Origin of the sequence: Streptomyces sp. NBC_00885 (assembly GCF_045207475.1) — a bacterium.
Taxonomy (GTDB): Bacteria; Actinomycetota; Actinomycetes; order Streptomycetales; family Streptomycetaceae; genus Streptomyces.
On record NZ_CP108796.1, the window covers coordinates 5,086,671 to 5,112,555 of the forward strand.

The window sequence follows — 25,885 nt, forward strand, 5'->3', positions numbered from 1 at the left end:
GCGATCTGGCACTCAGGACGCCCTGAACGTCAGCCTCGTCAGCGCGCGGAAGACCTCTTCCGGGTCGCCGTCGCCCATCGTGCGTTCCAGGTTGTGGCTCAGCAGCAGCGTGGCGAAGCCATGGGCGATCGACCATGCGGCGACGCCCATCAGGTCGGCGTCCTCGGACGGGCTGCGGGCCTCGATGCCCGCACGCAGGGCGGCGGACGTGCGGGACTTGGCGGCAAGCAGGTCCGGGTCGTCGCGGTGGTAGAGGTCGGGCTGGAACATCACCTGGAAGTGCGCGGGGTGAGCGATGGCGAAGCGTACGTAGTGCACGCCCCGTTCACGCAGGTCGGGCGCCTCGGTGAGGGTGGTGGCAAGGAGGTCGTAGCCCTCGGCCGCGATCGCCGTGAGCAGGCCCGCGCGGTCCTTGAAGTGGTGGGCCGGGGCCGCGTGGGAGACGCCCGCGCGGCGGGCCAGGTCGCGCAGGCTCAGGGCGGAGGGGCCCTCGGTCGCGATGATGTCGAGGGCGGCGGTGAGGACGGCCCGTCGCAGGTCGCCGTGGTGGTAGGTGCGCTGACTGGTCATGGTCAGCAGATTACGCGGAATCTAGGCATTGACAAGTTTGCTGTCGGCGCGCAATCTAGTCAGCGTCAAGATGAGGCTGGATGCGATCTGGTTGCGATGGAGAGGAAGAGTCATGGCCGAGGAGTACGGACGCGTGCGGCAGATGTGGCACCTCCTGGAGCCGCTGCACGCAGTCGTCTACTACGCCCCCGAAGTCTTCGAGGAGTTCGCCGCGCTGGGTTACGAGACCGCTGAGCGCTGGCCGAGCTACTTCCCCCTGCGCTCCGCGCCACTCGGGGCGCCCGGGGCCCGGCAGGTGGCGTCCGCCTTCTACAGCTTCAGCCCGCACAAGGTCGCCGAGCACATCCCCGCCGCGTGGGACATCGCCGCGCCGGACGAGGTGCTCGCCGCGCGGATGCGCGGGATCGACCGGGCGTACCGGACGATCCTCGGTGACAGGGCCGACAGTCCCGAACTCGCCGAGGCCGCCGCGCTCGTCCGTCGCGCGGCCGAGGCCGTGAACACGGCGGGGCGGCCGCTCGCCGCCGCCAACGCTGCGCTCGCATGGCCCGGCGAGCCGCATCTGGTGCTCTGGCAGGCCGCGACGATCCTGCGCGAGCACCGCGGGGACGGGCATCTCACCGCCCTGCTGACCGCCGGGCTCGACCCGGTCGAGTCGCTGGTTTCCTTCGCGGCCGTCGGCGCGGCCTCGGAGAAGACCTTCACGAGCCGCGGCTGGAGCGAGGAGGAGTGGGAGGCGGCGCGTGAACGGCTCGTGGCGCGCGGGCTGTTGGGCGCGGACGGCGTCAACGAGGCCGGGCGGGCACTGCGGGCCGAGGTCGAGCGGCGTACCGACGAACTGGCGTCCTCCCCCTGGGCCGCGCTCGGCGACGAGGGCCGGGACCGGCTCGCCGATCTGCTCGGGCCGTTCTGGGTGGAGGTGCTGGGCACGGGCATGATGCCCGGCGAGACCACCCTCGGTATCGGCAAGGTGTGAGGGGCTGCGCTGCCCGGATACGCCACACCGCCCGCGGGGGCCGGCTCGGCTCCGCGGGCGGTGCGTATGTGTCTGTGTCTTTGATCTATCGCTGTGTCGGCGTCCCCATATGTACGTCCTTCCGCAGAGGACCAGGGTGCTCTCGACGCTACGCGCCCCCACCGCCTTCCGCGAGCCGGAACCTCCGGCTCCTTCGGTGCGGGCGATAGCATCACGAAAGCGCCTATTTCGCACAGGACTTGGGGCCGGTGTCAGTAACCTACGGGCGTGAACAGACTCGGGGTCCGAATATCGCGCGCACTCACCGGCGGCCTGGCGGCCGTCGCCGCCACCGCGCTGCTCTCCTCCTGCGACGGGACCGGGCTGCCCGGCGCCGCCGAACCCACGAACGCCACGGCCGCCACCGGCGCCGGTACCAGCCCCCTCGCCAACCCCGACGGCACCAGGCCCGGCCTCGCCCCCCTCACCTCCGAACAGGACCGGACGGCTGCCCGCGCCCTGATCGGGAAGGTGACCACCAAGGGCCGGGGCCCCAAGACGGGGTACGCCCGTGACCGCTTCGGCCACGCCTGGATGGACACGGCCGACGGCGTCCCGCTGGCACGCAACGGCTGCGACACCAGGAACGACTTGCTCGCCCGCGACGGCAAGCATCTGCGCTACCGCTCCGGCTCCGACTGTGTCGTCATCGCGATGACCCTCGACGACCCGTACACCGGCACGGTCATCGACTGGCGCAAGCAGAAGGCCGCCGCCGTGCAGATCGACCACGTCATTCCGCTCTCGTACGGCTGGCAGATGGGCGCGGCCCGCTGGGACAGGTCGAAGCGTCAGCAGCTCGCGAACGACCCGCTGAATCTCCTGCCGGTGGAGGGCCGCGCCAACAGCTCGAAGAGCGACTCGGGCCCGGCGTCCTGGCTGCCCCCGAACAAGCGGATCCGCTGCGCGTATGCCGTACGGGTCGCGCAGGTGGCGATCAAGTACGAACTGCCGGTGACCGCCGCGGACAAGAGGACGATGCTCACGCAGTGCGGCGGATGACAGCGGCATGGGGCTTCCGTGGCTGACGCTCCCTGCCGCACTCACCTCAGGCCGGGAAGCCGCCGCAACTCGCTGATGTTCATGAGCCGGGCAAGGACGAGATACACCAGCGCCATAGCGACCGCTCCCGCGGCAAGAGTGATCGCGGTGGGCCAGGTGCCGGTGCCCGCCGACGCGGCACAAGCACGGGCGGCAGCCCAGCCGGCTGCCGCGGCGAAACCTGCGGCACAGAGCAGTTTCGCGTAGGTGCTGCGCAGGCTCCCGTCGCCGATGCGGCCGCCTAGCTTCCTGCGCAGCAGCCGTGCGGTGATGGCGAGACCGGCCAGGTAGGACAGGGTGTACGCGGCTGCCATGCCGGTCACCGCCCAGCGCGCGGGCAGCAGCACGTGGCAGCCGGTAGCCAGGGCGATGTTCACCAAGGCGATCCAGGCGGCCATGAAGAAGGGCGTCCGGGTGTCCTCGAAGGCGTAGAAGCCGCGCAGGAGCAGGTACTGGGCGGAGAACGGGAGAAGTCCGAGGCCGAAGGCCTGCAGCATGTGCCCGAGCGGCTGGGCGGAAGCGGTGTCCGCCGCGCCGTGGGCGAACAGCAGCGTGGAGATCTGGGGGCCCAGCGCGAGGAAGAGGAAGCCGGCGGGCACGATGACGAGGCCGGTGATGCGCAGAGCCCGCGAGAGGTCGGCGCGCAGATCCGGGATGCGGCCCTCGGCCGCTGCCCTGCTCATGCGCGGCAGCAGAGCGGTCACCAGGGAGACGGTGACGATGGACTGGGGCAGCAGCCAGATGGTCTGCGCGTACGTGTAGGCCGAGTAACCCGCGCCGGCCTGCGGGAGTTCCTGGTCGGCGGCGTTCGCGTAGTTGGTGACCACTGTCAGCGCGACCTGGTTGGCCAGCACGAACAGCAGGGTCCACTTCGCGGCATGGATGCTCTTGCCCAAGCCTGTGCCCCGCCAGTCGAACCGCGGCCGGAAGCGGAAGCCGGCCGCACGCACGAAGGGGATCAGAGCGAGGGCCTGCAGAGCGATGCCGGCCGTGGTGCCGATCCCCAGCAGCCGCACCTGTGTTGTGGTGATCTCCTCCACCCGGTCGGGGACTGTCATCAGTCCCAGATAGGCGCAGAACATGCCGATGAGAACGACGTTGTTCAGCACTGGCGTCCACATCATCGCGCCGAACTTCTCGCGGGCGTTGAGGACTTGGCCCAAGATGCTGAACAGGCCGTAGAAGAAGACCTGCGGCAGCAGGAACCGGGCGAACACCACGGTCAGCGCGAACGCCTCGTGATTGTCCGGGGTGTCGCGCATGTACAGGCCCACGATCTCGGGGGCAGCCCACACAGCAAGTGCTGTTCCCACGCCCAGAACACACAGGACGAGCGTGACCAGCCGCTGCTCGTAGGCCCGGCCTCCGTCGGGTTGCGTCGCCCTGGCCCGCACCAACTGGGGTACGAGCACGGCATTGAGCGCTCCGCCGATCAGTAGCGTGTACAGACTCGTCGGCACGGTGTTCGCCGTGTTGTACGTACTGGCGAGCAGGCCCGTGCCCAGCGCCGCGGCCTGCAGCACCTGGCGGATCAGCCCCGTCGCCCGTGACACGAGCGTGCCCAGTGCCATCAGGAGAGACGAACGAGCCAGCCCTCCCCCGGCTGCCTGCTCCCGTCCAGCGGCGTGCCGCTCCTGCGCCCTCGCACCTGTCGGTGTGCTTTCCGTAGCGGTTTTCGCCCCCTCCACCATGCCGCCAACCTACGCCGCCAAGATCCCTCGGCCCCAATCGGCGGCAGATGTCCGTCAGTTGGGAAGGTCGGTGTACGGCGTCGGCTCGGCCACCCAGCCGGCCGTCAGGAGCACCAGTTCGGTGTCCTGTCGAGGAGGGTCGGCATCGATCTGATCAGTCCGCCCGTGCGCTTCTCGACCCATGCGTCCAGGGCTGAGCGGTCGGCCGTCCTGTCCCCGCTGAGCACGCCCCTGGTGTCGGTGGGCAGGCGCGACACCCAGGCCTCGTGCAGGGGGAGTGACGCCTTTGTCCACAGGCCGACCGCCGAAGCTGGCGCCCGGTACGGCCGCCGGCGCGGCAGCAGTTGGCGGGCGGCCCAGTGACTGATGAGCACCGCTTTACTGGGCCGCGCCCTCCTCGTCGAGGTCCACGATGTCCTTGGCCGCGGGCTTCTTCGCGCCCACCGGCTTGTTGAAGGCCGAGAAGGTGATCGTGCCCGGCTCCTCGCCGCCCTTCTGCTCCACCTTCAGCACATAGGGCTCGCCCTTCGTCGCGACGTACACCTTGTAGCTCGTGTCGCCGTCCTTCTCCGTCAGGGTCAGCACCTTCTGGCCGTTCACGGTTGTCTCCTCGCCCCGGCGCAACAGGTTGAAGCCTTCCTCGAACTGCCCGAGGAACGTCTTCAGTTCGCAGAACTCCAGCTGCTCCTTGTCCTCCGGCGACGACGCGTCCGACTTCACCCAGCGCCCCTTGAGCATCTTCAGCACCACCGCGGTCTCCTCGGCCGAGCTGCCCTCGTTCTGGCTGCGCAGGAACGCCTCGTCGAAGCGCATGTAGGCGTTGTCGCCGACCCGCATGAGCTCTGCCGTGCCGGTGTCGCCCGTGGAGAGCGTCCCCTTGCAGTCGCCCTTGGAGTCGATGGACATGTACGCCTTCATGTTGCCGTCCGTCGTCCGGGCGGCGAAGTCGACGGTCACCGAGGTGGCCGCCTTGGTCGCCTTGAAGGCCTTGTTGGCGATCTGCGGGCCGGACAGGCCCCCGAATGCGCCTTCCTCGGCCTTCGTGCTCTTGGCCGGCGCGCCCTTGGTGTCGCGGCTGTCGCCGTCGGAGGGACCGCACGCCGCGGCGGCGAGCGTGAGGGTGGTGCACAGGGTGGCCAGAGCGATGCGCCTGTGGCGGCGCGGAGCGGTGACAGACATGTGGGTTCTCCGAGAAGGAAGAGTTGGGGAGGGGGATCGAGGGGCAGGGGTCGGGCCGGGGTCCTGGCGGTCAGGGGCCGCCAGGAGCGCTGGACCCGCGGGTCAGAGCGTGAGCTCCCAGTGGGAGGGCTCGTCGAGAGAGCTCCGTGTGGCGACAGGTCACATCACAGCAGAGCCTGTGAACCGAGTCAACCAGCAATCTGTGAACAACTCGACTGTCAGGTGTGAAGTGGGCTCTTCGGTTCACCCGCTAGGATCGGCGTCTCAGCAGCGGTGTAGGGACGAGGGGAGTCAGCCGGGTGCCGGAGAACGCAGCAGAGGTGACCGCTGCCGGAATCGCACGGCTCGCGGGGGTCGGCCGGGCCGCCGTCAGCAACTGGCGGCGCAGACACGCCGACTTCCCCAAGCCCGTCGGCGGTAGCGAGACCAGCCCGTCCTTCGCGCTCGCCGACGTCGAGCGCTGGCTGCGCGACCAGGGCAAACTGGCCGAAGTCCCGCTGCGCGAAAGGGTCTGGCAGCAGATCGCCGACCATCCCGCGGGCTCGGTGCGCGCACTGGTCCACGTCGGGTGCGCGCTGCTGCTCGTACAGGAGCGGCCGACGATGTGGCAGGAGCTGACCGCCGTCACGGACGAGCGGATGGCCGAGCTGCTGCCGACGGCGCTGGAGCAGGTCCTGGCGGCGCGCTTCGGTGATGCCCGGGCGGGTCTGTTCCCCACCCCGCCCCCGACCCCGCCGGGGCTGCCCGCCGAACCCCCCGCCTCGTACGCCCGCGGAGCTGACATCCGCCTCCTGCGCTCCGTCGGGGAGCTCGCCGCCGGGACCGGGGCCCGTCAGACGTTCGAGTTTCTGCTGGGCCGTCACCTCGACGCCAACCCGCGCCAGTACACCCTCACGCCGCCCGGGCCCGCCGCGCTGATGGCGGCCCTCACCGGACCGGCAGGCACCGTGCTCGACCCGGCATCGGGCACAGGCACCCTGCTGCGTGCCGTCGGCCGCCCGGTCACGCTGTACGCGCAGGAGGCCGACCCCGATCTCGCCGCCCTGACCGCGCTCCGGCTGGCCCTGCACACCGACGCCGACGTGCGGGCCGCGGCCGGCGACTCCCTGCGCGCCGACGCGTACCCCGAGCTGGCCGCCGACGCCGTGCTGTGCCACCCGCCCTTCAACGAGCGCAACTGGGGCCACGAAGAACTCGGCTACGACCCGCGCTGGGAGTACGGCTTCCCGGCGCGCACCGAGTCCGAACTGGCCTGGGTCCAGCACGCGCTGGCCCGGCTGCGCCCCGGCGGCACGGCCGTCCTGCTGATGCCCCCGGCCGCCGCGTCCCGCCGCTCCGGCCGCCGGATCCGCGCCGGGCTGCTGCGCCGCGGCGCCCTGCGTGCCGTCGTCGCACTGCCCGCCGGTGCCGCGCCGCCGTACGGCATCCCGCTCCACCTCTGGGTGCTGCGCAAGCCCGACGCGGGCCAGGCCCCGGCCCCGGAGCTGCTGTTCGTCGACACCGCCGAGCCGGCCGGGGCGGGCGCCGGCCGCGACAAGCTCGACTGGCAGGCCGTCCAGAGTGCGGTGCTCGACGCCTGGGAGCCGTTCGAACGGGACGGCACGGCCGAGGAGCGGCCGGGCGTCAGCCGCTCGGTGCCGGTCATCGAACTCCTCGACGACGACGTGGATCTGGCCCCGGCCCGGCATCTGCCGCCCCCCGCCGCCGGTGGCGGCGCGGACGAGCTGCGGCGCGTACGGGACCGGCTCACCGACACCCTCCGGCTGACCGGCGAGCTCACCCCGGCGCCCGCCGAGCCCACGGAGCCCGCGCCCTGGCCCGCCACCACCGTCGGCGAACTGTCCCGCGCGGGCGCGCTCGTGCTGAGCGCGGGCGGCTCCGGCACCGCTGCGGCAGGCCATGCGCCCGTGCCCGTACTCACCGAACATGACGTCCTCGCCGGGACGGCGCCGTCCGGCAGGCTCCCGGAGGGGCCGTACGAGGAGCCCGTACGCGTCGAGGAGGGCGATGTCGTCGTGCCCGTGCTGGGCGGCGGATCCGTCGTACGCGTCGTGGACGAGGCCACGGCGGGCGCGGCTCTCGGCCGCAACCTCCAGCTGCTGCACCCCGATCCGGCCGCGCTCGACCCGTGGTTCCTCGCCGGTTTCCTGCGCGGCACCGCCAACAACCGCCAGGCCAGCAGTTACGCCTCCACCGCGACGCGGCTCGACGTACGCCGGCTCCAGCTGCCCCGGCTTCCGCTCGCCGACCAGCAGCGTTACGGGGAACGCTTCCGCGCGCTCGCCGAGTTCGAGGACGCGCTGCGCACGGCCGGCCGGCTCGGCGAGCAACTGGTCCAAGGGCTGTACGACGGACTGACGGACGGCACGGTCACCGCCTGATCGGTTCCACTACGGTTCGGTACAACCCCGGAGCCGATGTCGGAGTCGGTGTATACGCTCGTCCTCTCAGACCGCCTCGTCCCCAGGCATTCAGGAGCACCCATGCATGGCCACGGCTACGTGCCGACGCAGCCTCCGCGCGACATACCGGCGTCGGTGATCGTGCTGCGGGTGCTCTTCGCGATCCTGCCGATCTTCAGCTGCGGAATGCTTTCGTGGGGCACCATGCTGCGGCTCGCGCTGGTCACCAAGCGCCCCCGGGACTGGGTGCTGTTCGTTGTCGTGCTGGCCTCCTTCATCGCCTGCTTCGGCACGGTCCTGTCGGACCCCACCGAAGACCTGCGGATGCTCCGGTCGGACATCGCGATCGGCATCATGCTGGCTGTGGCCCTGCTCGTCGTGGGCTGGTTCCTGTACGCGGACACCAGGCACGACGCGATCCGCCGGATGCCGCTGTCGCCGTCAGCGTCGCCGTACTACGGGACGACCGTGCCGTACGGACCGCCGGTAGCGGCACAGCAGATCCCGCAGGCACCGCACACGCCGACGCCGGGGTACGGCTTCCCTCCCGCCCAGCCCGTGCCTCCGCAGCCGCTGCAGACACCCGCCTCGCGGTCGTCGTCCGACAAGCCGCGCATCGACCAGGTCCGCGCCGAGCTCGACGAACTCAGCGACTACCTCCGTAAGGACCGCAAGGAGCCCGGCCCGTGAACGGACGTGTCATCGCGAGCCGTTACGAGCTCTCGGCCGTCATAGGCCAGGGCGGTATGGGCCAGGTCTGGACGGCGTACGACCAGCGTCTGGACCGTCGCGTCGCCGTCAAGCTGCTGCGCCCCGACCGGATGGCCGCCGCCTCCGGCGCCGACGAGATGCGCCGCCGCTTCGTGCGCGAGTGCCGGGTCACCGCCCAGGTCTCGCACCCGGGCCTGGTGACCGTCCATGACGCGGGCAGCGACGAGGACGACCTCTTTCTCGTCATGCAGTACGTCGAGGGCGCGGACCTCGCCGACCATCTCGCCGAGCACGAGCCCTATCCCTGGCCCTGGGCCGTCTCCGTGGCCGCGCAGCTGTGCGCCGTGCTCGCCGCCGTGCACGCCGTGCCGATCGTCCACCGCGACCTCAAGCCGCGCAATGTGATGGTGAAGCCCGACGGCACCGTCACCGTGCTCGACCTCGGCGTCGCCTCGGTCATCGACGTGGACACCACGCGCCTGACCCACACCGGTTCGCCCATCGGCAGCCCCGCCTATATGGCGCCCGAGCAGGCGATGGGCGGCGCGGTCGGCCCGTACACCGATCTCTACGCCCTCGGTGTGCTGCTCCACGAACTGCTCAGCGGGAACGTCCCGTTCGCCGGCTCCACCGCGCTGGGCGTACTGCACCGCCATCTCTACGAGCCGCCGCTCCCGGTCCGCCGGCTCCGCCCCGAGATACCCGAGCCGCTCGAAGCGCTCGTCCTGCGGCTGCTCGCCAAGGACCCGCAGCACCGGCCCGCCGGCGCGCACGACGTGTACGAGGCGCTGATGCCGCTGCTGCCCGGCCGGGGCACGCCCCAGGGGCCGCTCGATCCGACCCGCCCCTTCCTGCGCCCGCACGCCCCCTGGCCCGACCGCGTCGCGCCCCCGCCGCCGGTCGCACCACCGGTGCCACAGGCGCCCCGGCCCGATGTCGCCGCAGCCGTCGACGAGGTCAAGCGGCTGCTCGGCGAGGGCAGCATCACCCGGGCCGTCGACATCCTCGGCGGGATCCTCCCGGCGGCCGCCGCCGAGCACGGCGAGCACTCCCCGGTCGTGCGGATCCTGCGCAAGCAATACGCCACGACGCTGATGGACGACGGCCAGTACCGCCGTGCGCTGCCGGAGCTGCGCCGCCTCGCGGAGGACCGGGCCGCCGAGGCGGGCCCGGCCGATCCGCAGACGCTGCAGTTCCGCTACGACGCGGCGCAGTGCCTGGAGCAGCTGGGCGACGCGGCAGCCGCGCTCGCGGAGTACCGCGCCGTCCTGCCGTACTACGAGAACCACCGGTCGGGCGGCGCCGATCCGGCCCGCGCCTTCGACGTGCGCCACCGCATCGGGAATCTGCTGCTCGCGGTGGGCGACCACACGGCGGCGCGGCTGCAGCTGCAGGGACTGCTCTACGACACGGAGCGCGCGTACGGGCCGTACCACGCCCTGCCGGTCGAGCTGCGTCGGGCGCTCGACCGGCAGGGCCAGTTCCACCGGGGCTGACCCGGGGACGGCCGGGTCAGCTCGCGCGCAGAAACGCCGAGGTGGCCACCTGCCCCAGCAGCGTCAGCCGCGATGTCCCGCTCGCCAGATGCTTGTCGAGCGCGTCCTGGACCCCGGGCCAGGCCTTGTCGCCGCAGTCGTCGAGCACCACGATCCCGCCCGGAGCCACGATCTGCTCGACCCATTCCAGATCGGCCCGCACCCCCTCCATGGAGTGATCGCCGTCCACCACGATCACCCCGTACTCCCGGTCACCGACGGCGGCCCGCACATCCGGATCCCCCGAGAAGCCCTGCTGGATCCGCGCGTCGATGACCGAACCGACGCCGCCGAGTGCCAGGTTGGCCCGTACGACGTCCTCGCGCACCGGCGTGCCGGTGGGATCCGCGCCCTGCGGGGCGGCGCCAGGCTGCAGCTGCGCGCCCGCCAGCGGATCGACGATCGTCAGATGAGGCTGCACCCCGGACCGGTGCAGCATCCGCATCAGGCCTGCGGCGAACATCCCGTACAGGGTGCCGATCTCGAGGACATTGCCGTTCGGCGGGGAGAGCAGCGGCACCGTGGCGAGCTTTCCGCACACATTGGAGGTGGAGCCGGCCAGCCTGCCGACGCCGAGTGACTCCAGGGCGATCACCGTGCGGTAGGCCACGGTCACATTGCGGAGAGCGTGCTGACTGCCGTCCGCCACGCCCTGGATCTGGCGCACGAGGGTGTCGATCTGGGCGGCGGTGGGCGTCCGGTGGCCGCTTCGACCGGTCCCGTCGACGAGCAGGCTCAGTCCGTACTGCGGACTCTGCAGCGCGGCCACTTGTGCGGTCAGGGCGTCCACATCGGTCCGCAGAGCATGCGTGGCACGCTTCACCTGCTGTTCGATGCGCCGGTCGATCACGGTGAGGGCTGGGCTCAGGACGCGCTTCGCCAGCCGGTTGCGAAGGAGAGGGGGCATGCGGGGACGCTACGCCGCAGCACGACCGCGCGGGCCAAGGCCGGATGCTTTGCAGATGAAGTCCTGATGACTGCGTGGGGGCGGAACCATGAAGGAGTCGCGACGGAATGTCGCGTCCCCCTTGTGGAGGTGTGCACGGGTTTCTCGCGCCCTCGCGGGGCAGGACGGGCTGGATTTCCGGGGCCCCTGAGCTACGGCTGCGTGAGTGTCCCCGGGTCTTCGACGCCCACGAGTTGACGAACAGTCAGCGCACCTGCTGAGGGTCCGCTGTTGCTCGCCGTCCCGGCCGTGGGACGCGTCCGCCGCCGGATCATTGGCAGCAGGGCGATCACGAGGAGCGTCAGCAGCCCCGCGGCCCCGATCGCCGCACCGGCCCTCAGCCCGGGCGGGCGGAAGGAACAGTCCACCGTCGTCGATGTGCCGTCCAGCTCCACGGAGACGAGCCCGAGGTAGGAGCCCGCCGGTTTGCCGTTGCAGCTCCAGCCCGCGATCCGGGGCGCGGCGAGAACCGCCGTCCCCTTGGTGCCGGGCGGCAGCTCGGCCCGTACACCGCTGTCTGTGACCTCGATCGACACCGCGCCGGTCGCTTTCAGCTTCGCCACGGCGGCGGTGAGCCCGGCCCGGTCCAGGCAGCCGAGCGTCGTGCGATGAGGATCCTTGCTGTAACCGACCTTCTCGCCAGGGGAGTTCACCGTGCCCAGCGAGGTGAGCGCGGCACGCCGCTTGGGCTGTCCGCCGCGCAGCGACACCCAAGCCGCATCGCCGAGCCGGGCCTTGCCGGTGTAGTTCGGCGCCCAGAGGAAGACCTCGGTGCCGACGGGGCAGGAGCCGTTCACGGGCGGGCCGTAGACCTGCGCGCCGAGGAGTTTCTCCTGGTTGCGGAACGGGTTCCAGTCGTAGCGGGGCTCGGGACCCGCAGGCCGCATGGTCAGCAGCGGCGGCGTCGCCGCGCGCGTCACCTCCGGATGCTGTCCCTGGCTGGTGCGTACCCGTGTGCCGACGGAGAAGATCGCGTCGGTGACCGGGTTGTCGAGCGACTGCACACTGCGGCCGTTGGAGGTCCAGCCCGCGCCGAGCGCGGCCATCGTGCGGGTGAAGACATCGGGCGTGTGGCTGCTGTAGTACCCGCCGCCCTGGCCGCCCAGCAGGATCGGATCGTTGCCGGTGATCTGCGTACGGCCCACGTCGGTGCGGTATTCCGGCCAGCCGTCGGCCTTCGCCGCGGCCGCCGCTCGCTCGCTGTGCGCCCGGCCCCAGGCCGGGTAGTCGTCCAGCCTGCCCAGCCGCTGCCGGTCGGAGTACGCGGTGGTGGCCGCGGCCTGCCCGACCAGCGCGCCGGAGAGCAGCAGTGCCGCGAGCGCGGCATACTTTCCGCGCCGGGCCAGGACCAGACCGGCGAGGACCGCTGCGGTCCCGGCCGCGAAGAGGGGGAAGGTCCAGCCGGTGACCAGCTCGCTGTTCGAGGCCGTGAGCGCGAGGGCAGCCACGACTGCGCCGCCGCCGAGCAGGGCGCGCCGCCCCGGCCAGTCGTACGAGAGGCCGGTCCAGGCGGCGATCACGAGTATCCCGGCGAAGACGAAGGTCTGCCGGTACGGGCTGCCGTTGGGCGTGGCGAAGACATGCCACACCAGATGGGTGGGCGCCCACTGCAAGGACACGAGGGTCGCCGCCGCGAGTCCCGTCCACAGCAGTCGCTCGCGCCGCGGCACCGCGCCGTTGAAGGCGAGCGTGCAGGCCAGCAGCAGGGCTCCGCCGCCCAGAAAGAGGGCGGGTGTGAAGAAGCTGTACGTCGCGGGCAGGGTGCGGGCGAACACATCGGCCCAGCCCGCGGGCGCGAACTCCTTCGTCCACCCCGGGTAGGCGTGCTTCGAGCCCTGGAAGACCGGGATCAGGACGGGGGTGGCCAGCGCGATCCCCAGCAGTACGGTCCAGGTGGCCCGCAACAGGGCTCGCATCCGCCGGCGCAGATCGGGCTCCTCAAGGGCCAGGCGCACCACGAGCACCAGCGCGGCCCCGATGGTCGCCATATAGGCGGTGTAGAAGTTGGCGATCCATGCCACCGCGACGACCAGCGGGCCGAGGACGGGCCTGCGGGCCGTGCGTGCCCACTCGCCGACCAGGCACAGCATCGGGAAGGCGACCAGGCCGTCCATCCACATCGGGTTGTACGAGGCCTCGACGACCGACCAGCCGCACAGCGCGTACGAGGCGCCGAGCACCCCCGCCATCCACCAGCGCCCGCCCTCGCCCTCACGCTCGCCCGCGCGCAGCGACAGCAGCAGCCAGGTCATCGCCGCGGCAGCCGTCGCCATCTTCAGCAGCGTGACCACATAGACGGCGAGATCGATCCGATCCCGCGGGAAGAGCCCGACGAGCACCGAGTACGGGCTGGTCAGATAGGTCCCGAGGTCCGGCAGAAAGCTGGTGCCGTATCCGGACTGCCAGTTCAGCAGCAGCCCGCCGCCGGCCCGGCCGTGCAGCAGATCCCACAGATGTGCGTGAAACGGCACGAACTGATTGCCGAGGTCGTTCACGCTGCGGGTGTGCGGGCCGAAGGGAAAACTGCGCGCGACGGCGTCACCGGCACACACGGCCGTCACGGTGATCAGCGCGGCGAGGGCGGCGGCGCGGCCTCGCACGGAATGCAGAGTCGACATGATTCCTCGAATATGCCAGCGCCGATCGTGAAATCATCGCGCGGGAAGCCCAGTTCACTGGATGGTCGCCCAGGCGTCATGTGAGGAATCCACCTGCGACATTCGGGTGGGATGTTGTTCTTCCGTGCTGATCTCGATAGTCGTTCCGTGCTTCAACGAAGAGGAGATCATCGGCCGCTTCCATGAACACGTGACCGCGGAACTCTCGCTGCTCGGGCAGGAATTCGAGCTGGTCTATGTGGACGACGGAAGCCAGGACCGGACGCTCCTTCTCCTCGAGGAGATCGCCGAGGCCGACCCTCGTACCCGCTATGTGTCCTTCAGCCGTAACTTCGGCAAGGAGGCGGCCATGCTGGCCGGCCTCCAGCATGCCGAGGGCGACGCCGTGGTGATCATGGACGCCGACCTCCAGCACCCTCCGGAGCTGGTCAGGCGCATGCTCCAACTCCACGACGAGGGCTTCGACCAGGTCATCGCCCGGCGCACCCGCAAGGGCGACCGGGTCACCCGCACCCTCACGGCCCGCGCCTACTACTGGCTGATCAACCGCCTTGTCGACGTGGAACTCGTCGACGGCGTGGGCGATTTCCGGCTGCTCTCACGGCGTACCGTCGACGCGATCCTCGAACTCACCGAGTACAACCGTTTCTCCAAGGGCCTGTTCGCCTGGGTCGGATTCCGCACCACGACGTTCGAGTACGAGAATGCGGTACGCGAGCAGGGCCGCTCCAAGTGGAGTTTCGGCAAACTGCTCAACTACGGTCTCGACGGGCTGCTCTCCTTCAACAACAAGCCGTTGCGGGCTGCGGTCTATCTCGGTCTTCTCCTGGTCACGCTCGCCATGGCGTATGCCGCCTGGATCGTCGGTGTCGCCTTGGTGAACGGCGTGGACACCCCCGGGTATGTCACCCTTCTCGTGGCGGTCACCGCACTCGCCGGCGTACAGATGCTGATGCTGGGGGTGGTCGGCGAGTATGTCGGCCGTATCTACTACGAGGTGAAGCGGCGACCGCACTTCCTGGTGAAGGCCACCAACGCCGGCCTTCCGCAGCAGCGGGAAGGAGAGCGGCGTGAACGCACGGGGGAGCTCGTAAGACGATGACAGTCCAGGTCCAGATGGTCAGGTTCGCCCTGGTGGGAGCGGTGAACACCGGGACGTACTTCGGTCTGTACCTGGCCCTGCTGACCTGGCTGCCGTATGTCGCCGCGCATGTCATCGCTTTCCTGCTCAGCATGGTCGGGTCCTTCTTCCTGACCTCGTACTTCACGTACCGGACCCGGCCGACCTGGCGGAAGTTCCTGCTCTTCCCGCTCACCAACGCCGCGAACTTCGTCGTCACCACGTGCGGCGTCTATCTGCTGGTGGATGTGCTGCACCTCAGCAGCCGCTACTCCCCGCTGATCGCGCAGGCCTCGGCGATCCCCATCACCTTCGTCGTCTCCCGGATGATCATGCTGCGGCCGGATCCGGTCGCGCGGATGCAGGAGCGGGAGCCGGAGCCGGTCCGGTCGGCCGGCTGACGCGCACCGCTCGCATCCGCACCCGCGGGCGAATCGTTGGTCGAATCAGTGGCCCAGACCCCCGGGACTGCCTACCATCGATCACCGCAGGGTCTTGTGCACCGAAGCACAATCACGCCGGGAGGCTCCTTTGCACCGCCGCCGTCGCACCGCGCTCACCGTCTCCGCCGCGCTTCTGATCGCCGCGCCCCTCCTCGCCGCCTGCGGCAATGACGCTCACCCGGGGGCCGCCGCCGTCGTCGGCGGGGAGCGGATCGAGGTGGCCACCGTGCAGGAGAAGGTGAAGGACGTGCGCGCCGCCCAGCAGCGTTCGCCCGAGTCCGCGCAGCTCATCAAGGACAGCGGTCAGCTCAGCCGGGCCAAGCTGTACGACCTCATCGTCGACCAGGTCGTCCAGCGCGCCGCCGACGACGCCGGGGTCAAGATCAGCCGCAAGGAGATCCAGGACGGCCGGGCCCAGTTGGTGCTGCAGTCCGGCGGTGAGGAGCAGCTCGCCGCCATGTATCTGCAGCAGCGCGGCGTGGCTCCCGACCAGCTCAACGATGTGGTGCGCCGCGACATCCTGGTCAGCAAGCTCGCCACCGCACTCGGCGCGACCAACACCCCCGAGGGCCAGCAGAAGCTGAACCAGGCCTTCACCGCAGCCGCCAAGTCGCTGCACATCGATGTGAACCCCCGCTTCGGCGCCTGGGACAACCAGAAGCTGGAGCTCGGCACGTACAAGGCCCCCTGGATCACCCAGGTCAGCAAGGAGCCGGAGACCGGCGCCTAGCGCGCGAGGTAGGTTCGACGGGTGACCACAGAAGCACCCGTCGCTCCCGGCCGAATCGTCCTGCTCACCGCGAGCCACCGCGTCGCGCCCGGGCTGCTGTCCTGGACCGCGTGGCAGACGCTGCACGCCGCCGACCAGGTGCTGTGCTCCGACGCCGCCCACCCGCAGCTGCCGTATCTGCGGGAGGCGGGCATCGGGGTCGAGATCGCCGCGCCCACCGCGCAGGAGCTTCTCGACGCCTGCGCCGGGGACCGCACCGTCGTGGTGCTGCCCTCAGGCGAGGGCGACCAGGCCCTGACCGACGGTCTTGCCCGCCTCGCCGGATCGGGACGGGTGCGGATGCCGGACCTGGAGCTGCTCCCCGGCTCCTACGATCTGCCCGGCGCGCGCCTTCTCGATCTCGTCCAGGTCATGGACCGGATCCGGCTCGAATGCCCGTGGTCCTCGCAGCAGACCCACAAGGGCCTGGCCAAGTACGGCATCGAGGAGGCGTACGAACTCGTCGAGGCGATCGAGGACGGCGACCGCGACGAGCTGCGCGAGGAGCTCGGTGACGTACTGCTCCAGGTCGTCTTCCACGCGCGTATCGCGCAGGAGGACGAGGACGAGCCGTTTTCCATCGACGATGTCGCCGCGACGATCGTCGAGAAGCTGATCCACCGCCACCCGCATGTCTTCGGCGACGAGAGCGCCGAGACTCCGGAGGAGGTGAAGGCGCACTGGCTGCGCACGAAGGCGATCGAGAAGCAGCGCGACTCGGTGACGGACGGTGTTCCGCTCGGTCAGCCCGGTCTCGCGCTGGCCGCGAAGCTTGCGAGCCGGGTCCGTACCGCCGGTCTCGATGTGGCGCTGCCCGCCGGCGACGGCATCGGCTACGAACTGCTCGGCCTCGCCATCCGCGCGGAGGCCGGCGGCGCCGACCCGGAGGCCGCGCTGCGGGCCGCCGCCCGCGCCTACCGGGACGCGATCCGTGCCGTCGAGGGCCAGGTGTGAGCACCCGGCCCGAGCTCTTCACCTGGGAGTTCGCCACCGATCCGTATCCCGCCTACGCCTGGCTGCGCGAGCACGAGCCCGTGCACCGCACGCGGCTCCCGAGCGGGGTCGAGGCATGGCTGGTGACGCGGTACGCCGATGCCCGCCAGGCCCTCGCCGACCAGCGGCTGTCGAAGAATCCCGCGCACCATGACGAGCCCGCGCACGCCAAGGGGAAGACGGGCATTCCCGGCGAGCGCAAGGCCGAGCTGATGACGCATCTGCTGAATATCGACCCGCCGGACCACACCCGGCTGCGGCGGCTGGTGTCGAAGGCGTTCACTCCGCGTGTCGTCGCCGAATTCGCCCCGCGGGTACAGGAGTTGACCGACCGGCTCATCGACGGCTTCGCGGAGAGGGGGGAGGCGGACCTGATTCACGAGTTCGCGTTCCCGCTGCCCATCTATGCCATCTGCGACATGCTCGGCGTCCCGCGCGAGGACCAGGACGACTTCCGTGACTGGGCGGGGATGATGATCCGCCACGGTGGCGGCCCGCGGGGCGGAGTCGCCCGCTCGGTGAAGAAGATGCGGAGCTATCTCGCCGAACTCATCCACCGCAAAAGGGAAGAACCCGGCGACGACCTGATCTCCGGGCTGATCCGCGCGAGCGACCACGGCGAGCACCTCACCGAGAACGAGGCCGCGGCGATGGCCTTCATCCTTCTCTTCGCGGGCTTCGAGACGACGGTCAATCTCATCGGCAACGGGGTGTACGCGCTGCTGCGCAACCCGGAACAGCGCGAGCGTCTGCAGAACTCGCTGGCTGCGGGGGAAACAGCGCTCCTGGAGACCGGAGTGGAAGAACTGCTGCGCTACGACGGGCCCGTGGAGCTCGCGACCTGGCGGTTCGCCACCGAGCCGCTGACCATCGGCGGGCAGCGGATCGCGGCGGGCGATCCCGTACTCGTCGTACTCGCGGCAGCCAACCGGGACCCGGAGCGCTTCGACGAGCCGGACACCCTCGATCTCACCCGGCGTGACAACCAGCATCTCGGGTACGGGCACGGCATCCACTACTGCCTCGGCGCTCCGCTCGCCCGGCTGGAGGGGCAGACCGCGCTCGCGACGCTGCTCAGGAGATTGCCGGACTTGCGGCTTGCGGGCGATCCAGCCGATTTGCGGTGGCGTGGGGGCCTGATTATGCGTGGATTGCGCACTCTGCCCGTTGAGTTCGCGCCTCGACAGATCTGACAGACTGTCAATTCTGTGACTTTCACGTGATCTCCGCTGCATCGACTTGTGATGTGCGTTCGAATGCGACTACTTTCACTGCCGTCTCAGCAGTCACGCGAAAGGCAAACGCATGCTCTCCGGCCATGGTCGCCACCGTCGTCCCCGCCAGGCTCCGGCCATCGTTGTCGCGGCAGGGGTGACGGGATCGGCCATTGCGATTCCCCTTCTCGGAGCCGGTTCGGCCTCCGCCGCCGACGCCTCCACCTGGGACCGCGTCGCCGAGTGCGAGAGCGGCGGCATGTGGAGCGCCGATCTCGGCAACGGGTACTACGGCGGACTCCAGATGTCCCAGGAGACATGGCAGGCCTTCGGCGGCGCGGACTACGCGCCCACCGCCGACCTCGCCAGCCGCTCGCAGCAGATCGCGGTCGCCGAGAAGGTCCTCGACGCGCAGGGTCCGGCCGCATGGGCCGGCTGTGCGGCGATCGCCGGGCTGCAGAACGACGGCGCCGCGGCCGGCGTCGACCCGGGCACCGCACCCTCGCCCTCGCAGAGCACGGCTCCGGCGCCGACCGCGTCCGCGAAGCCGACCCTCAAGCCCGCCGAGCCGTCCGACGAGCCGTCCACCGCGCCGCCCGCGGACGCGACCGGGTCGGCGACCGCCGCCCCCGATGCGGCGGCGGGCGACGGCAAGCACCGCGGCGAGGCCGCCCCCGAGGAGACCGAGCCGGACAATGCGGACAGCGACCGCGAAACCGGGCGCCACGCTTCCCGGGGTGACGGGTCGGCGCGCACCGAAGCGGACAAGTCGGACAAGGTCGACAGTGCGGACGCCGCGCCGGGCGAGTACACCGTCCTGCCGGGCGACAGCCTCTCGGCGATCGTCGACAAGGAGAAGCTCTCCGGTGGCTGGACCGCGCTCTACGAGAAGAATCGCGAGACCGTCGGCGACAATCCCGACCTCATCCTTCCTGGCCAGAGCCTCGATCTGGGCCTGAATCAGGAGTAGTTCGCGGCCGTATGTCCGGTTCTGTGCAAGTGAGACAAGGGTCTCTTTGTCCCAACTGACGCATCTGCCCCGGCGGAATCACCCATTCCGCCCGTCACCTGCGGAAACGTATATGTCCTACCCGGTGAAATGGGCGATTTCTCCCCGATGTTCGTCTTTGAACATCGGGGAGTCGTGTGTCTACGGTCTGAACCGCTCGCCACCGCGGGCACCACTGACCGTCACGCCGAATCCTGCCGTCGGTCGGGGGGAGTAGTCGTCGCGCAGAGCGCCGAAGGCAGGAGCGGGGGACCCAAGGTAAGCGCCGGGCCCGGCCGTTGAGAGATCGACGGCGGAGACCGGCTTGGGGTGAAGTCGCATGCAGGAGCGTGCGACCGGGCAACTCACTTGGCCCGAACCCGACAGCTCACCTCGTAGGCGTCGGTGAGGAGAAGCTCCATGCTGCGTTCCGGCAAAGCCAAGCACCGTCGCCCGTCCAAGCTCACCCGCATCGCCACGCTCGCCGGTGTCACCGGCGCCGCTGTCGCCGTCCCGCTGATGGGTGCCACCTCGGCCTCCGCCGCGACCGCGTCCGAGTGGGACGCCGTCGCCCAGTGCGAGTCCGGCGGCAACTGGTCCATCAACACGGGCAACGGCTTCTACGGCGGCCTGCAGTTCACCAACTCCACCTGGGCCGCCTACGGTGGCACCGCCTACGCCTCCCGCGCCGACCTGGCCTCCAAGGACCAGCAGATAGCCGTGGCCGAGAAGGTCCTCGCGGGTCAGGGCAAGGGCGCCTGGCCGAGCTGTGGCGTGAACCTGTCCAACACGCCGTACACCGGCGGCTCCGCCGCCACGCCGAAGGCGAAGCCGGCTGCCAAGCCGGCCGTGAAGCGCGCAGAGGCACCCACCACCCGCTCCGAGCGCCCCGCCGCCCCGAAGAAGGCAGTGAAGAAGGGCGACGGCGAGTACAAGGTCAAGGCCGGCGACACCCTCGGCAAGATCGCGAAGGCCGAGAAGGTCAAGGGTGGCTGGAAGAAGCTGTTCGAGCTGAACAAGGACATCATCAGCGACGCCGACGTCATCTTCCCGGGCCAGCAGCTCCACCTGAGCTGACCCGAGGAGCCCTGGGACTCCGGTGGACCCGGCGGACCACCGGACCCCGCGGGCCCTCATCCCCCAGAGCCACCCCGGCCCCGCGCGCTTCCCCCGAGCGTGCCGGGCCGGGGTTCTGTCTGTTACCCCCAGGTAGTTCACGCGCTGTTTGTCCTGCGTCGAGCCTCTTCATGCCCTTTTTCGTCCCAGCGGGCGGGCATCTGCCGACCGATGCTCCCGCGCCGGTTAGGCTCTTGCCGCAAGGCCAAAGAGACCCTGCACTTTTAGCGTCACATCCCAGAAGGAGATGCTCGTGCCGTCCATCGACGTCGTCGTAGCCCGGGAAATCCTGGACTCCCGAGGCAATCCCACGGTCGAGGTCGAGGTTGGCCTCGACGACGGCAGCACGGGCCGTGCTGCTGTTCCGTCCGGCGCCTCCACCGGTGCGTTCGAGGCTCTCGAGCTCCGCGACGGTGACCAGAACCGCTACCAGGGCAAGGGCGTCGAGAAGGCCGTCCTCGCCGTCATCGAGCAGATCGGCCCGGAGCTCGTCGGCTACGACGCCACCGAGCAGCGCCTGATCGACCAGGCGATGTTCGACCTGGACGCCACCCCGGACAAGTCCTCGCTCGGCGCCAACGCCATCCTCGGTGTCTCGCTCGCCGTGGCGCACGCCGCCTCCGAGGCCTCCGACCTGCCGCTCTTCCGCTACCTGGGCGGCCCGAACGCGCACCTGCTGCCCGTTCCGATGATGAACATCCTGAACGGCGGCTCGCACGCCGACTCCAATGTGGACATCCAGGAGTTCATGATCGCCCCGATCGGCGCGGAGTCCTTCTCCGAGGCCCTGCGCTGGGGCGCCGAGGTCTACCACACGCTGAAGAAGGTCCTGAAGACCAAGGGTCTGTCCACCGGTCTCGGCGACGAGGGCGGCTTCGCGCCGAACCTCGAGTCGAACCGCGCCGCGCTGGACCTGATCCTCGAGGCCATCAAGGAAGCCGGTTACGCCCCCGGCAAGGACATCGCGCTCGCGCTCGACGTCGCCGCGTCCGAGTTCTACAAGGACGGCACGTACGAGTTCGAGGGCAAGTCCCGCTCGGCCGCCGAGATGACCGAGTACTACGAGGACCTCGTCGCCTCCTACCCGCTGGTCTCCATCGAGGACCCGCTGTTCGAGGACGACTGGGCCGGCTGGAAGGTCCTCACCGACAAGCTGGGCACCAAGGTCCAGATCGTCGGCGACGACCTCTTCGTCACCAACCCGGAGCGCCTGGCCCGCGGTATCGAGGACGGCGCGGCCAACGCCCTGCTCGTCAAGGTCAACCAGATCGGTTCGCTGACCGAGACCCTGGACGCCGTGGAGCTCGCCCAGCGCAGCGGCTTCAAGTGCATGATGTCCCACCGCTCCGGCGAGACCGAGGACGTCACCATCGCCGACCTGGCCGTCGCGACCAACTGCGGCCAGATCAAGACCGGCGCCCCGGCCCGTTCCGAGCGCGTGGCCAAGTACAACCAGCTGCTGCGCATCGAGGAGATCCTCGACGACGCCGCGGTGTACGCGGGCCGCTCGGCGTTCCCGCGCTTCAAGGGCTGACCAGCCCGTCGTCGTCACGTCCCCGGCCGCGGTCCCGTACCGTGTCCGGGGACGTACGTACGTAATGGGGAGGCGGGACATGGCCGGGAAGGACCGGGATCGGTTCTCCACCGCGACCAGGATTCGGCTGCTCGGCGAGCAGACCGCCGCTCGCGTCTACCGCTCCCAGAGCCGCCGCCAGGCCCGCCGCTCCCGGCTGACCGGACGCGCGGCCTTCCTGACGCTGGTGGTCTGCTCGCTGGTCGTCGCGCTCGCCTATCCGATGCGGCAGTACGTGTCGCAGCGCGCCGACATCGCCGACGAGCAGCGCCGGATGGCGGACGCCCGGGAGCAGGTGGAACGGCTCCGGGACGAGAAGGCGCGCCTCCAGGACGACCAGTACGTCAAGCGCCTGGCCCGCGAGCACCTGCATCTCGTGCTTCCGGGCGAGACCGGCTACACCATGATCGACCCCGAGGCGGCGGAGCAGCGCCGTACGGAAGAGGGGGCGGCCGACCGCCCCTGGTACTCCAACGTCTGGGACGGCGTCGACAACGCCGACCGCCGCAAGTAGAACCGTAGAACTGTTAGAGCCAAGGCAGGCATGGACACCCCTCCTCCCACCACCGCACCGACCGAGCCGACCGACGCGGACATCGCCGCGTTCAAGGAGCAGCTCGGCCGGCCGCCGCGCGGGCTGCGCTCGATCGCGCACCGCTGCCCCTGCGGACAGCCGGACGTCGTCGAGACCGCGCCCCGGCTTCCCGACGGCACACCCTTCCCGACGCTGTACTACCTGACCTGCCCGCGGGCCGCTTCGGCGATCGGCACGCTGGAGGCAAACGGCGTGATGAAGGAGATGACCGAGCGCCTGGCGGCCGATCCGGAGCTGGCCGCCGCGTACCGGGCCGCGCACGAGGACTACATCGCGCGCCGCGACGCGATCGAGGAGCTGAAGGACTTCCCCAGCGCCGGCGGTATGCCGGACCGGGTGAAGTGTCTGCACGTGCTGGTCGGCCACTCGCTCGCGGCGGGGCCCGGCGTCAATCCGCTGGGCGACGAGGCGATCGCGATGCTGCCCGAGTGGTGGCGCAAGGGGCCGTGTGTGACCCCTTGTGAAGAAGGGGACAAGCAGTGACCCGGGTCGCGGCCGTCGACTGCGGTACCAACTCCATCCGCCTGCTCGTCGCCGACGTCGACCGTGAGACCGGTGAACTCGTCGACCTGGACCGGCGGATGATCATCGTCCGGCTCGGTCAGGGCGTCGACAAGACCGGCCGGCTCGCGCCGGACGCCCTGGAGCGCACCTTCGCCGCGTGCCGCGAGTACGCCGCGCTGATCAAGCAGTACGGCGCCGAGAAGCTCCGCTTCGTGGCCACCTCCGCATCGCGCGACGCCGAGAATCGCGACGACTTCGTGCGCGGGGTGCTCGACATCCTGGGCGTGGAGCCCGAGGTGATCACCGGCGACCAGGAGGCGGAGTTCTCCTTCACCGGTGCGACCGGCGGTCTGCCCGGCCACGAGGAGCGGCTGGTCGTGGACATCGGCGGCGGTTCGACGGAGTTCGTCGTCGGCGCCTCTCATGTGCGTGCGGCCCGGTCCGTCGACATCGGCTGCGTACGGCTGACCGAACGGCACGCGCTGAGCGACCCGGCGACGCCGGAGCAGATCGCCGCCGTGCGCGCGGACATCGAGGCGGCGCTCGACCTGGCGGAGGAGACCGTGCCGCTGCGCGAGGCCCGCACGCTGGTCGGTCTCGCCGGTTCCGTCACCACGATCGCGGGGATCGCGCTGGTCCTTCAGGAGTACGAGTCGGAGGCGATCCATCACTCGGTGATCTCCTACGAGCAGGTCCGCGCGATCACCGAATCACTGCTGAATTCCACCCACGACGAGCGCGCGGCCATCCCCGTGATGCACCCAGGACGGGTGGACGTCATCGGTGCCGGAGCGCTCGTACTGCTCACGATCATGGAGCGGATCGGGGCGCGCGAAGTGGTCGTCAGCGAGCACGACATCCTGGACGGGATCGCCTGGTCGGTCGCCGGGCAAGGAACTTCGTGAACTTCTTCACAAGGAAAAGGTCCCTGATGGGGGTCGTGAGGGGCTGAAAGGCCCCGTCGGCCCGATCGTCGGGCCCGGGGGCGCGGATTCCCGGTGCCGCACGGCGCGTCGGGCGGGTGGGGGCAGGGGCGTTGGTTCACCCTGGGGCGGCCGCTTAGGGGCCAGCTCACGAGGGGTGAACAACGTTCGCCACTGCGTCTGGGTTCCATGGCCGCGCCATGACCTCGATCACGTGGGCCGCGCAGTGTAGCACAGGTGGGTCCAGTGCTTGTGAAGGGGCTCACGAGCGACCCCTACTAGGGGGGTGGATACTCGATGCCATGAGCACCACGGAGCGTCCCAGGATCCTCGTAGTAGGCGGTGGGTACGTAGGCCTGTACGCAGCTCGACGCATTCTGAAGAAGATGCGTTATGCGGAAGCGACCGTCACGGTCGTGGACCCGCGCTCGTACATGACGTACCAGCCCTTCCTCCCCGAAGCTGCCGCAGGCAGCATCTCGCCTCGGCATGTCGTCGTCCCGCTGCGACGCGTGCTGCCCAAGGCTGAGGTGCTCACCGGCCGAGTCACCACCATCGATCAGGACCGCAAGGTCGCGACGATCTCGCCGCTGGTCGGCGAGGCGTACGAGCTGCCGTTCGACTACCTGATCATCGCGCTCGGCGCGGTCTCCCGTACCTTCCCGATCCCCGGCCTCGCCGAGCAGGGCATCGGTATGAAGGGCATCGAGGAGGCCATCGGGCTGCGCAACCACGTACTCGAGCAGCTCGACAAGGCCGACTCGACGACGGACGAGGAGGTCCGCCGCAAGGCGCTGACCTTCGTCTTCGTGGGTGGCGGCTTCGCCGGTGCGGAGACCATCGGCGAGGTGGAGGACCTGGCGCGCGACGCGGCCAAGTACTACACCAGCGTCAAGCGCGAGGACATGCGCTTCATCCTGGTCGACGCGGCCGACAAGATCCTTCCCGAGGTGGGCCCGAAGCTGGGCAAGTACGGCAAGGAGCACCTCGAGGGCCGCGGCATCGAGATCTACCTGTCGACCTCGATGGACTCCTGCGTGGACGGCCACGTGGTGCTGAAGAACGGCCTTGAGGCCGACTCCAACACCATCGTCTGGACGGCCGGCGTCAAGCCGAACCCGGCGCTGGCCCGCTACGGCCTGCCGCTCGGTCCGCGCGGCCACGTCGACACGCAGACGACGCTGCAGGTCCAGGGCACCGACTACATCTGGGCCGCGGGCGACAACGCACAGGTCCCGGACGTGGCGGCGCGCAAGGCCGGTGTCGAGAACGCCTGGTGCCCGCCGAACGCGCAGCACGCGCTGCGGCAGGCGAAGCTCCTCGGCGACAACGTCATCTCCGGCATGCGGGGCTTCCCGCAGAAGGAGTACAGCCACGCCAACAAGGGTGCGGTGGCCGGGCTCGGCCTGCACAAGGGCGTCGCGATGATCGTCATGGGCAAGATGAAGATCAAGCTCAAGGGCCGTCTGGCGTGGTACATGCACCGCGGCTACCACGGTCTGGCGATGCCGACGTGGAACCGTAAGATCCGGGTCTTCGCGGACTGGACACTGGCGATGTTCCTCAAGCGCGAGGTGGTCTCGCTCGGCGCGATGGAGTCGCCGCGCGAGGAGTTCTACGAGGCGGCCAAGCCGGCGCCGTCGGCGTCCGCGCCGGCCCCGGAGAAGGCGAAGGCCTCCTAGCCCGGGCGTTTTCAGCGAGGGGCCGCCCGCCATCCGTGGTGCGGGCGGCCCCTTCGCTGTGCCTGGGGGTCTTTTCCCACCCACCCGCCCCTTGGTTGGCGTGGGGGTACGGGTCCCCCACTCCTCCGGCGCCTCGCGGTGCTGCTGGGTGCGGCGTTGGCCTCGGGTTGACGGCAATCGGGTCGACTCGTCGTGCCGCCCGGCGCGTGCGCCTTGTGCGCGGGCGTGCGGTGGCCGGTAGGTGTGGGGTGCAGGTA

At 70.2% G+C, this 25,885-nt stretch carries 23 protein-coding genes and 1 riboswitch; of the genes, 17 read left to right on the forward strand and 6 right to left on the reverse strand.

Features of this window, described 5'->3' with window-relative positions; all coding sequences use genetic code 11:
- Positions 1-12: 12 nt before the first annotated feature.
- A complete protein-coding gene (locus OHA61_RS23200; protein ID WP_406304658.1) occupies positions 13-570 on the reverse strand; it encodes a TetR/AcrR family transcriptional regulator in 558 nt (185 codons plus the stop codon).
- Between the two features lie 112 nt (positions 571-682).
- Here OHA61_RS23200 and OHA61_RS23205 point away from each other — a divergent pair, with 112 nt between their 5' ends.
- The gene (locus tag OHA61_RS23205; protein ID WP_406304660.1) at positions 683-1,546 is read left to right on the forward strand and encodes an SCO6745 family protein; all 864 of its coding nucleotides are present in this window, start codon (positions 683-685) and stop codon (positions 1,544-1,546) included.
- Positions 1,547-1,813: 267 nt separating this feature from the next.
- Entirely contained in the window at positions 1,814-2,587 is a 774-nt protein-coding gene (locus OHA61_RS23210; protein ID WP_406304661.1) for an HNH endonuclease family protein, read from the forward strand.
- Between the two features lie 41 nt (positions 2,588-2,628).
- Here the strand turns inward: OHA61_RS23210 and murJ are convergent, their stop codons facing one another.
- The 3 genes from murJ to OHA61_RS23225 form a co-directional block, all read right to left on the reverse strand.
- Positions 2,629-4,317, reverse strand: coding sequence for a murein biosynthesis integral membrane protein MurJ (gene murJ / locus OHA61_RS23215; protein ID WP_406304662.1), 1,689 nt, complete (start codon positions 4,315-4,317; stop codon positions 2,629-2,631).
- A gap of 104 nt (positions 4,318-4,421) precedes the next feature.
- A complete protein-coding gene (locus OHA61_RS23220) occupies positions 4,422-4,691 on the reverse strand; it encodes a hypothetical protein (protein ID WP_406304663.1) in 270 nt (89 codons plus the stop codon).
- A 4-nt stretch (positions 4,692-4,695) separates the two neighbouring features.
- A complete protein-coding gene (locus OHA61_RS23225) occupies positions 4,696-5,496 on the reverse strand; it encodes a hypothetical protein (RefSeq protein ID WP_406304664.1) in 801 nt (266 codons plus the stop codon).
- Between the two features lie 299 nt (positions 5,497-5,795).
- Between OHA61_RS23225 and OHA61_RS23230 the strand changes: the two genes are divergently transcribed.
- From OHA61_RS23230 to OHA61_RS23240, 3 genes are all read left to right on the forward strand, one after another.
- A complete protein-coding gene (locus OHA61_RS23230; RefSeq protein ID WP_406304665.1) occupies positions 5,796-7,877 on the forward strand; it encodes an N-6 DNA methylase in 2,082 nt (693 codons plus the stop codon).
- Between the two features lie 102 nt (positions 7,878-7,979).
- A complete protein-coding gene (locus OHA61_RS23235) occupies positions 7,980-8,588 on the forward strand; it encodes a hypothetical protein (protein ID WP_406304666.1) in 609 nt (202 codons plus the stop codon).
- A complete protein-coding gene (locus OHA61_RS23240; RefSeq protein WP_406304668.1) occupies positions 8,585-10,105 on the forward strand; it encodes a serine/threonine-protein kinase in 1,521 nt (506 codons plus the stop codon). The genes OHA61_RS23235 and OHA61_RS23240 overlap by 4 nt, the downstream gene beginning before the upstream one ends.
- Positions 10,106-10,121: 16 nt before the next feature.
- Here OHA61_RS23240 and OHA61_RS23245 read toward each other — a convergent pair whose 3' ends face one another.
- On the reverse strand, positions 10,122-11,051 hold the full coding sequence (locus tag OHA61_RS23245; RefSeq protein ID WP_406304669.1) for a class I SAM-dependent methyltransferase: 930 nt from the start codon (positions 11,049-11,051) through the stop codon (positions 10,122-10,124).
- A 191-nt stretch (positions 11,052-11,242) separates the two neighbouring features.
- Positions 11,243-13,708, reverse strand: coding sequence for a YfhO family protein (locus OHA61_RS23250; RefSeq protein WP_406304670.1), 2,466 nt, complete (start codon positions 13,706-13,708; stop codon positions 11,243-11,245).
- A gap of 124 nt (positions 13,709-13,832) precedes the next feature.
- Between OHA61_RS23250 and OHA61_RS23255 the strand changes: the two genes are divergently transcribed.
- The 12 genes from OHA61_RS23255 (at position 13,833) to OHA61_RS23310 (ending at position 25,628) form a co-directional block, all read left to right on the forward strand.
- Positions 13,833-14,810, forward strand: coding sequence for a glycosyltransferase family 2 protein (locus OHA61_RS23255; protein ID WP_406304671.1), 978 nt, complete (start codon positions 13,833-13,835; stop codon positions 14,808-14,810).
- Positions 14,807-15,229 (forward strand): GtrA family protein, encoded by a 423-nt coding sequence (locus OHA61_RS23260; protein ID WP_406304672.1) that lies wholly within the window; start codon positions 14,807-14,809, stop codon positions 15,227-15,229. Before OHA61_RS23255 ends, OHA61_RS23260 begins: the two co-directional genes overlap by 4 nt.
- Before the next feature lie 130 nt (positions 15,230-15,359).
- Positions 15,360-16,001 (forward strand): SurA N-terminal domain-containing protein, encoded by a 642-nt coding sequence (locus tag OHA61_RS23265; protein ID WP_324990144.1) that lies wholly within the window; start codon positions 15,360-15,362, stop codon positions 15,999-16,001.
- Between the two features lie 21 nt (positions 16,002-16,022).
- Entirely contained in the window at positions 16,023-16,994 is a 972-nt protein-coding gene (locus OHA61_RS23270) for a nucleoside triphosphate pyrophosphohydrolase (RefSeq protein WP_406304673.1), read from the forward strand.
- Positions 16,991-18,226 (forward strand): cytochrome P450, encoded by a 1,236-nt coding sequence (locus tag OHA61_RS23275; protein ID WP_406304674.1) that lies wholly within the window; start codon positions 16,991-16,993, stop codon positions 18,224-18,226. Before OHA61_RS23270 ends, OHA61_RS23275 begins: the two co-directional genes overlap by 4 nt.
- Before the next feature lie 112 nt (positions 18,227-18,338).
- The gene (locus OHA61_RS23280) at positions 18,339-19,217 is read left to right on the forward strand and encodes a transglycosylase family protein (RefSeq protein WP_406304675.1); all 879 of its coding nucleotides are present in this window, start codon (positions 18,339-18,341) and stop codon (positions 19,215-19,217) included.
- A gap of 259 nt (positions 19,218-19,476) precedes the next feature.
- Positions 19,477-19,652: riboswitch (cyclic di-AMP (ydaO/yuaA leader) on the forward strand.
- 3 nt (positions 19,653-19,655) lie between these two features.
- The gene (locus OHA61_RS23285) at positions 19,656-20,312 is read left to right on the forward strand and encodes a transglycosylase family protein (protein ID WP_406304676.1); all 657 of its coding nucleotides are present in this window, start codon (positions 19,656-19,658) and stop codon (positions 20,310-20,312) included.
- A gap of 286 nt (positions 20,313-20,598) precedes the next feature.
- The gene (gene eno / locus OHA61_RS23290; protein ID WP_324990154.1) at positions 20,599-21,885 is read left to right on the forward strand and encodes a phosphopyruvate hydratase; all 1,287 of its coding nucleotides are present in this window, start codon (positions 20,599-20,601) and stop codon (positions 21,883-21,885) included.
- A 79-nt stretch (positions 21,886-21,964) separates the two neighbouring features.
- The gene (locus OHA61_RS23295; RefSeq protein ID WP_266475776.1) at positions 21,965-22,438 is read left to right on the forward strand and encodes a septum formation initiator family protein; all 474 of its coding nucleotides are present in this window, start codon (positions 21,965-21,967) and stop codon (positions 22,436-22,438) included.
- A 30-nt stretch (positions 22,439-22,468) separates the two neighbouring features.
- Complete coding sequence (locus OHA61_RS23300) at positions 22,469-23,002, forward strand: DUF501 domain-containing protein (protein WP_406304677.1); 534 nt, start codon at positions 22,469-22,471, stop codon at positions 23,000-23,002.
- Positions 22,999-23,928, forward strand: a complete 930-nt coding sequence (locus OHA61_RS23305; protein WP_406304678.1) for an exopolyphosphatase — start codon at positions 22,999-23,001, stop codon at positions 23,926-23,928. The genes OHA61_RS23300 and OHA61_RS23305 overlap by 4 nt, the downstream gene beginning before the upstream one ends.
- 320 nt (positions 23,929-24,248) lie before the next feature.
- Positions 24,249-25,628: an NAD(P)/FAD-dependent oxidoreductase gene (locus OHA61_RS23310; RefSeq protein ID WP_406304679.1), complete on the forward strand. Its 1,380-nt coding sequence runs from the start codon at positions 24,249-24,251 to the stop codon at positions 25,626-25,628.
- Positions 25,629-25,885 lie beyond the last annotated feature (257 nt).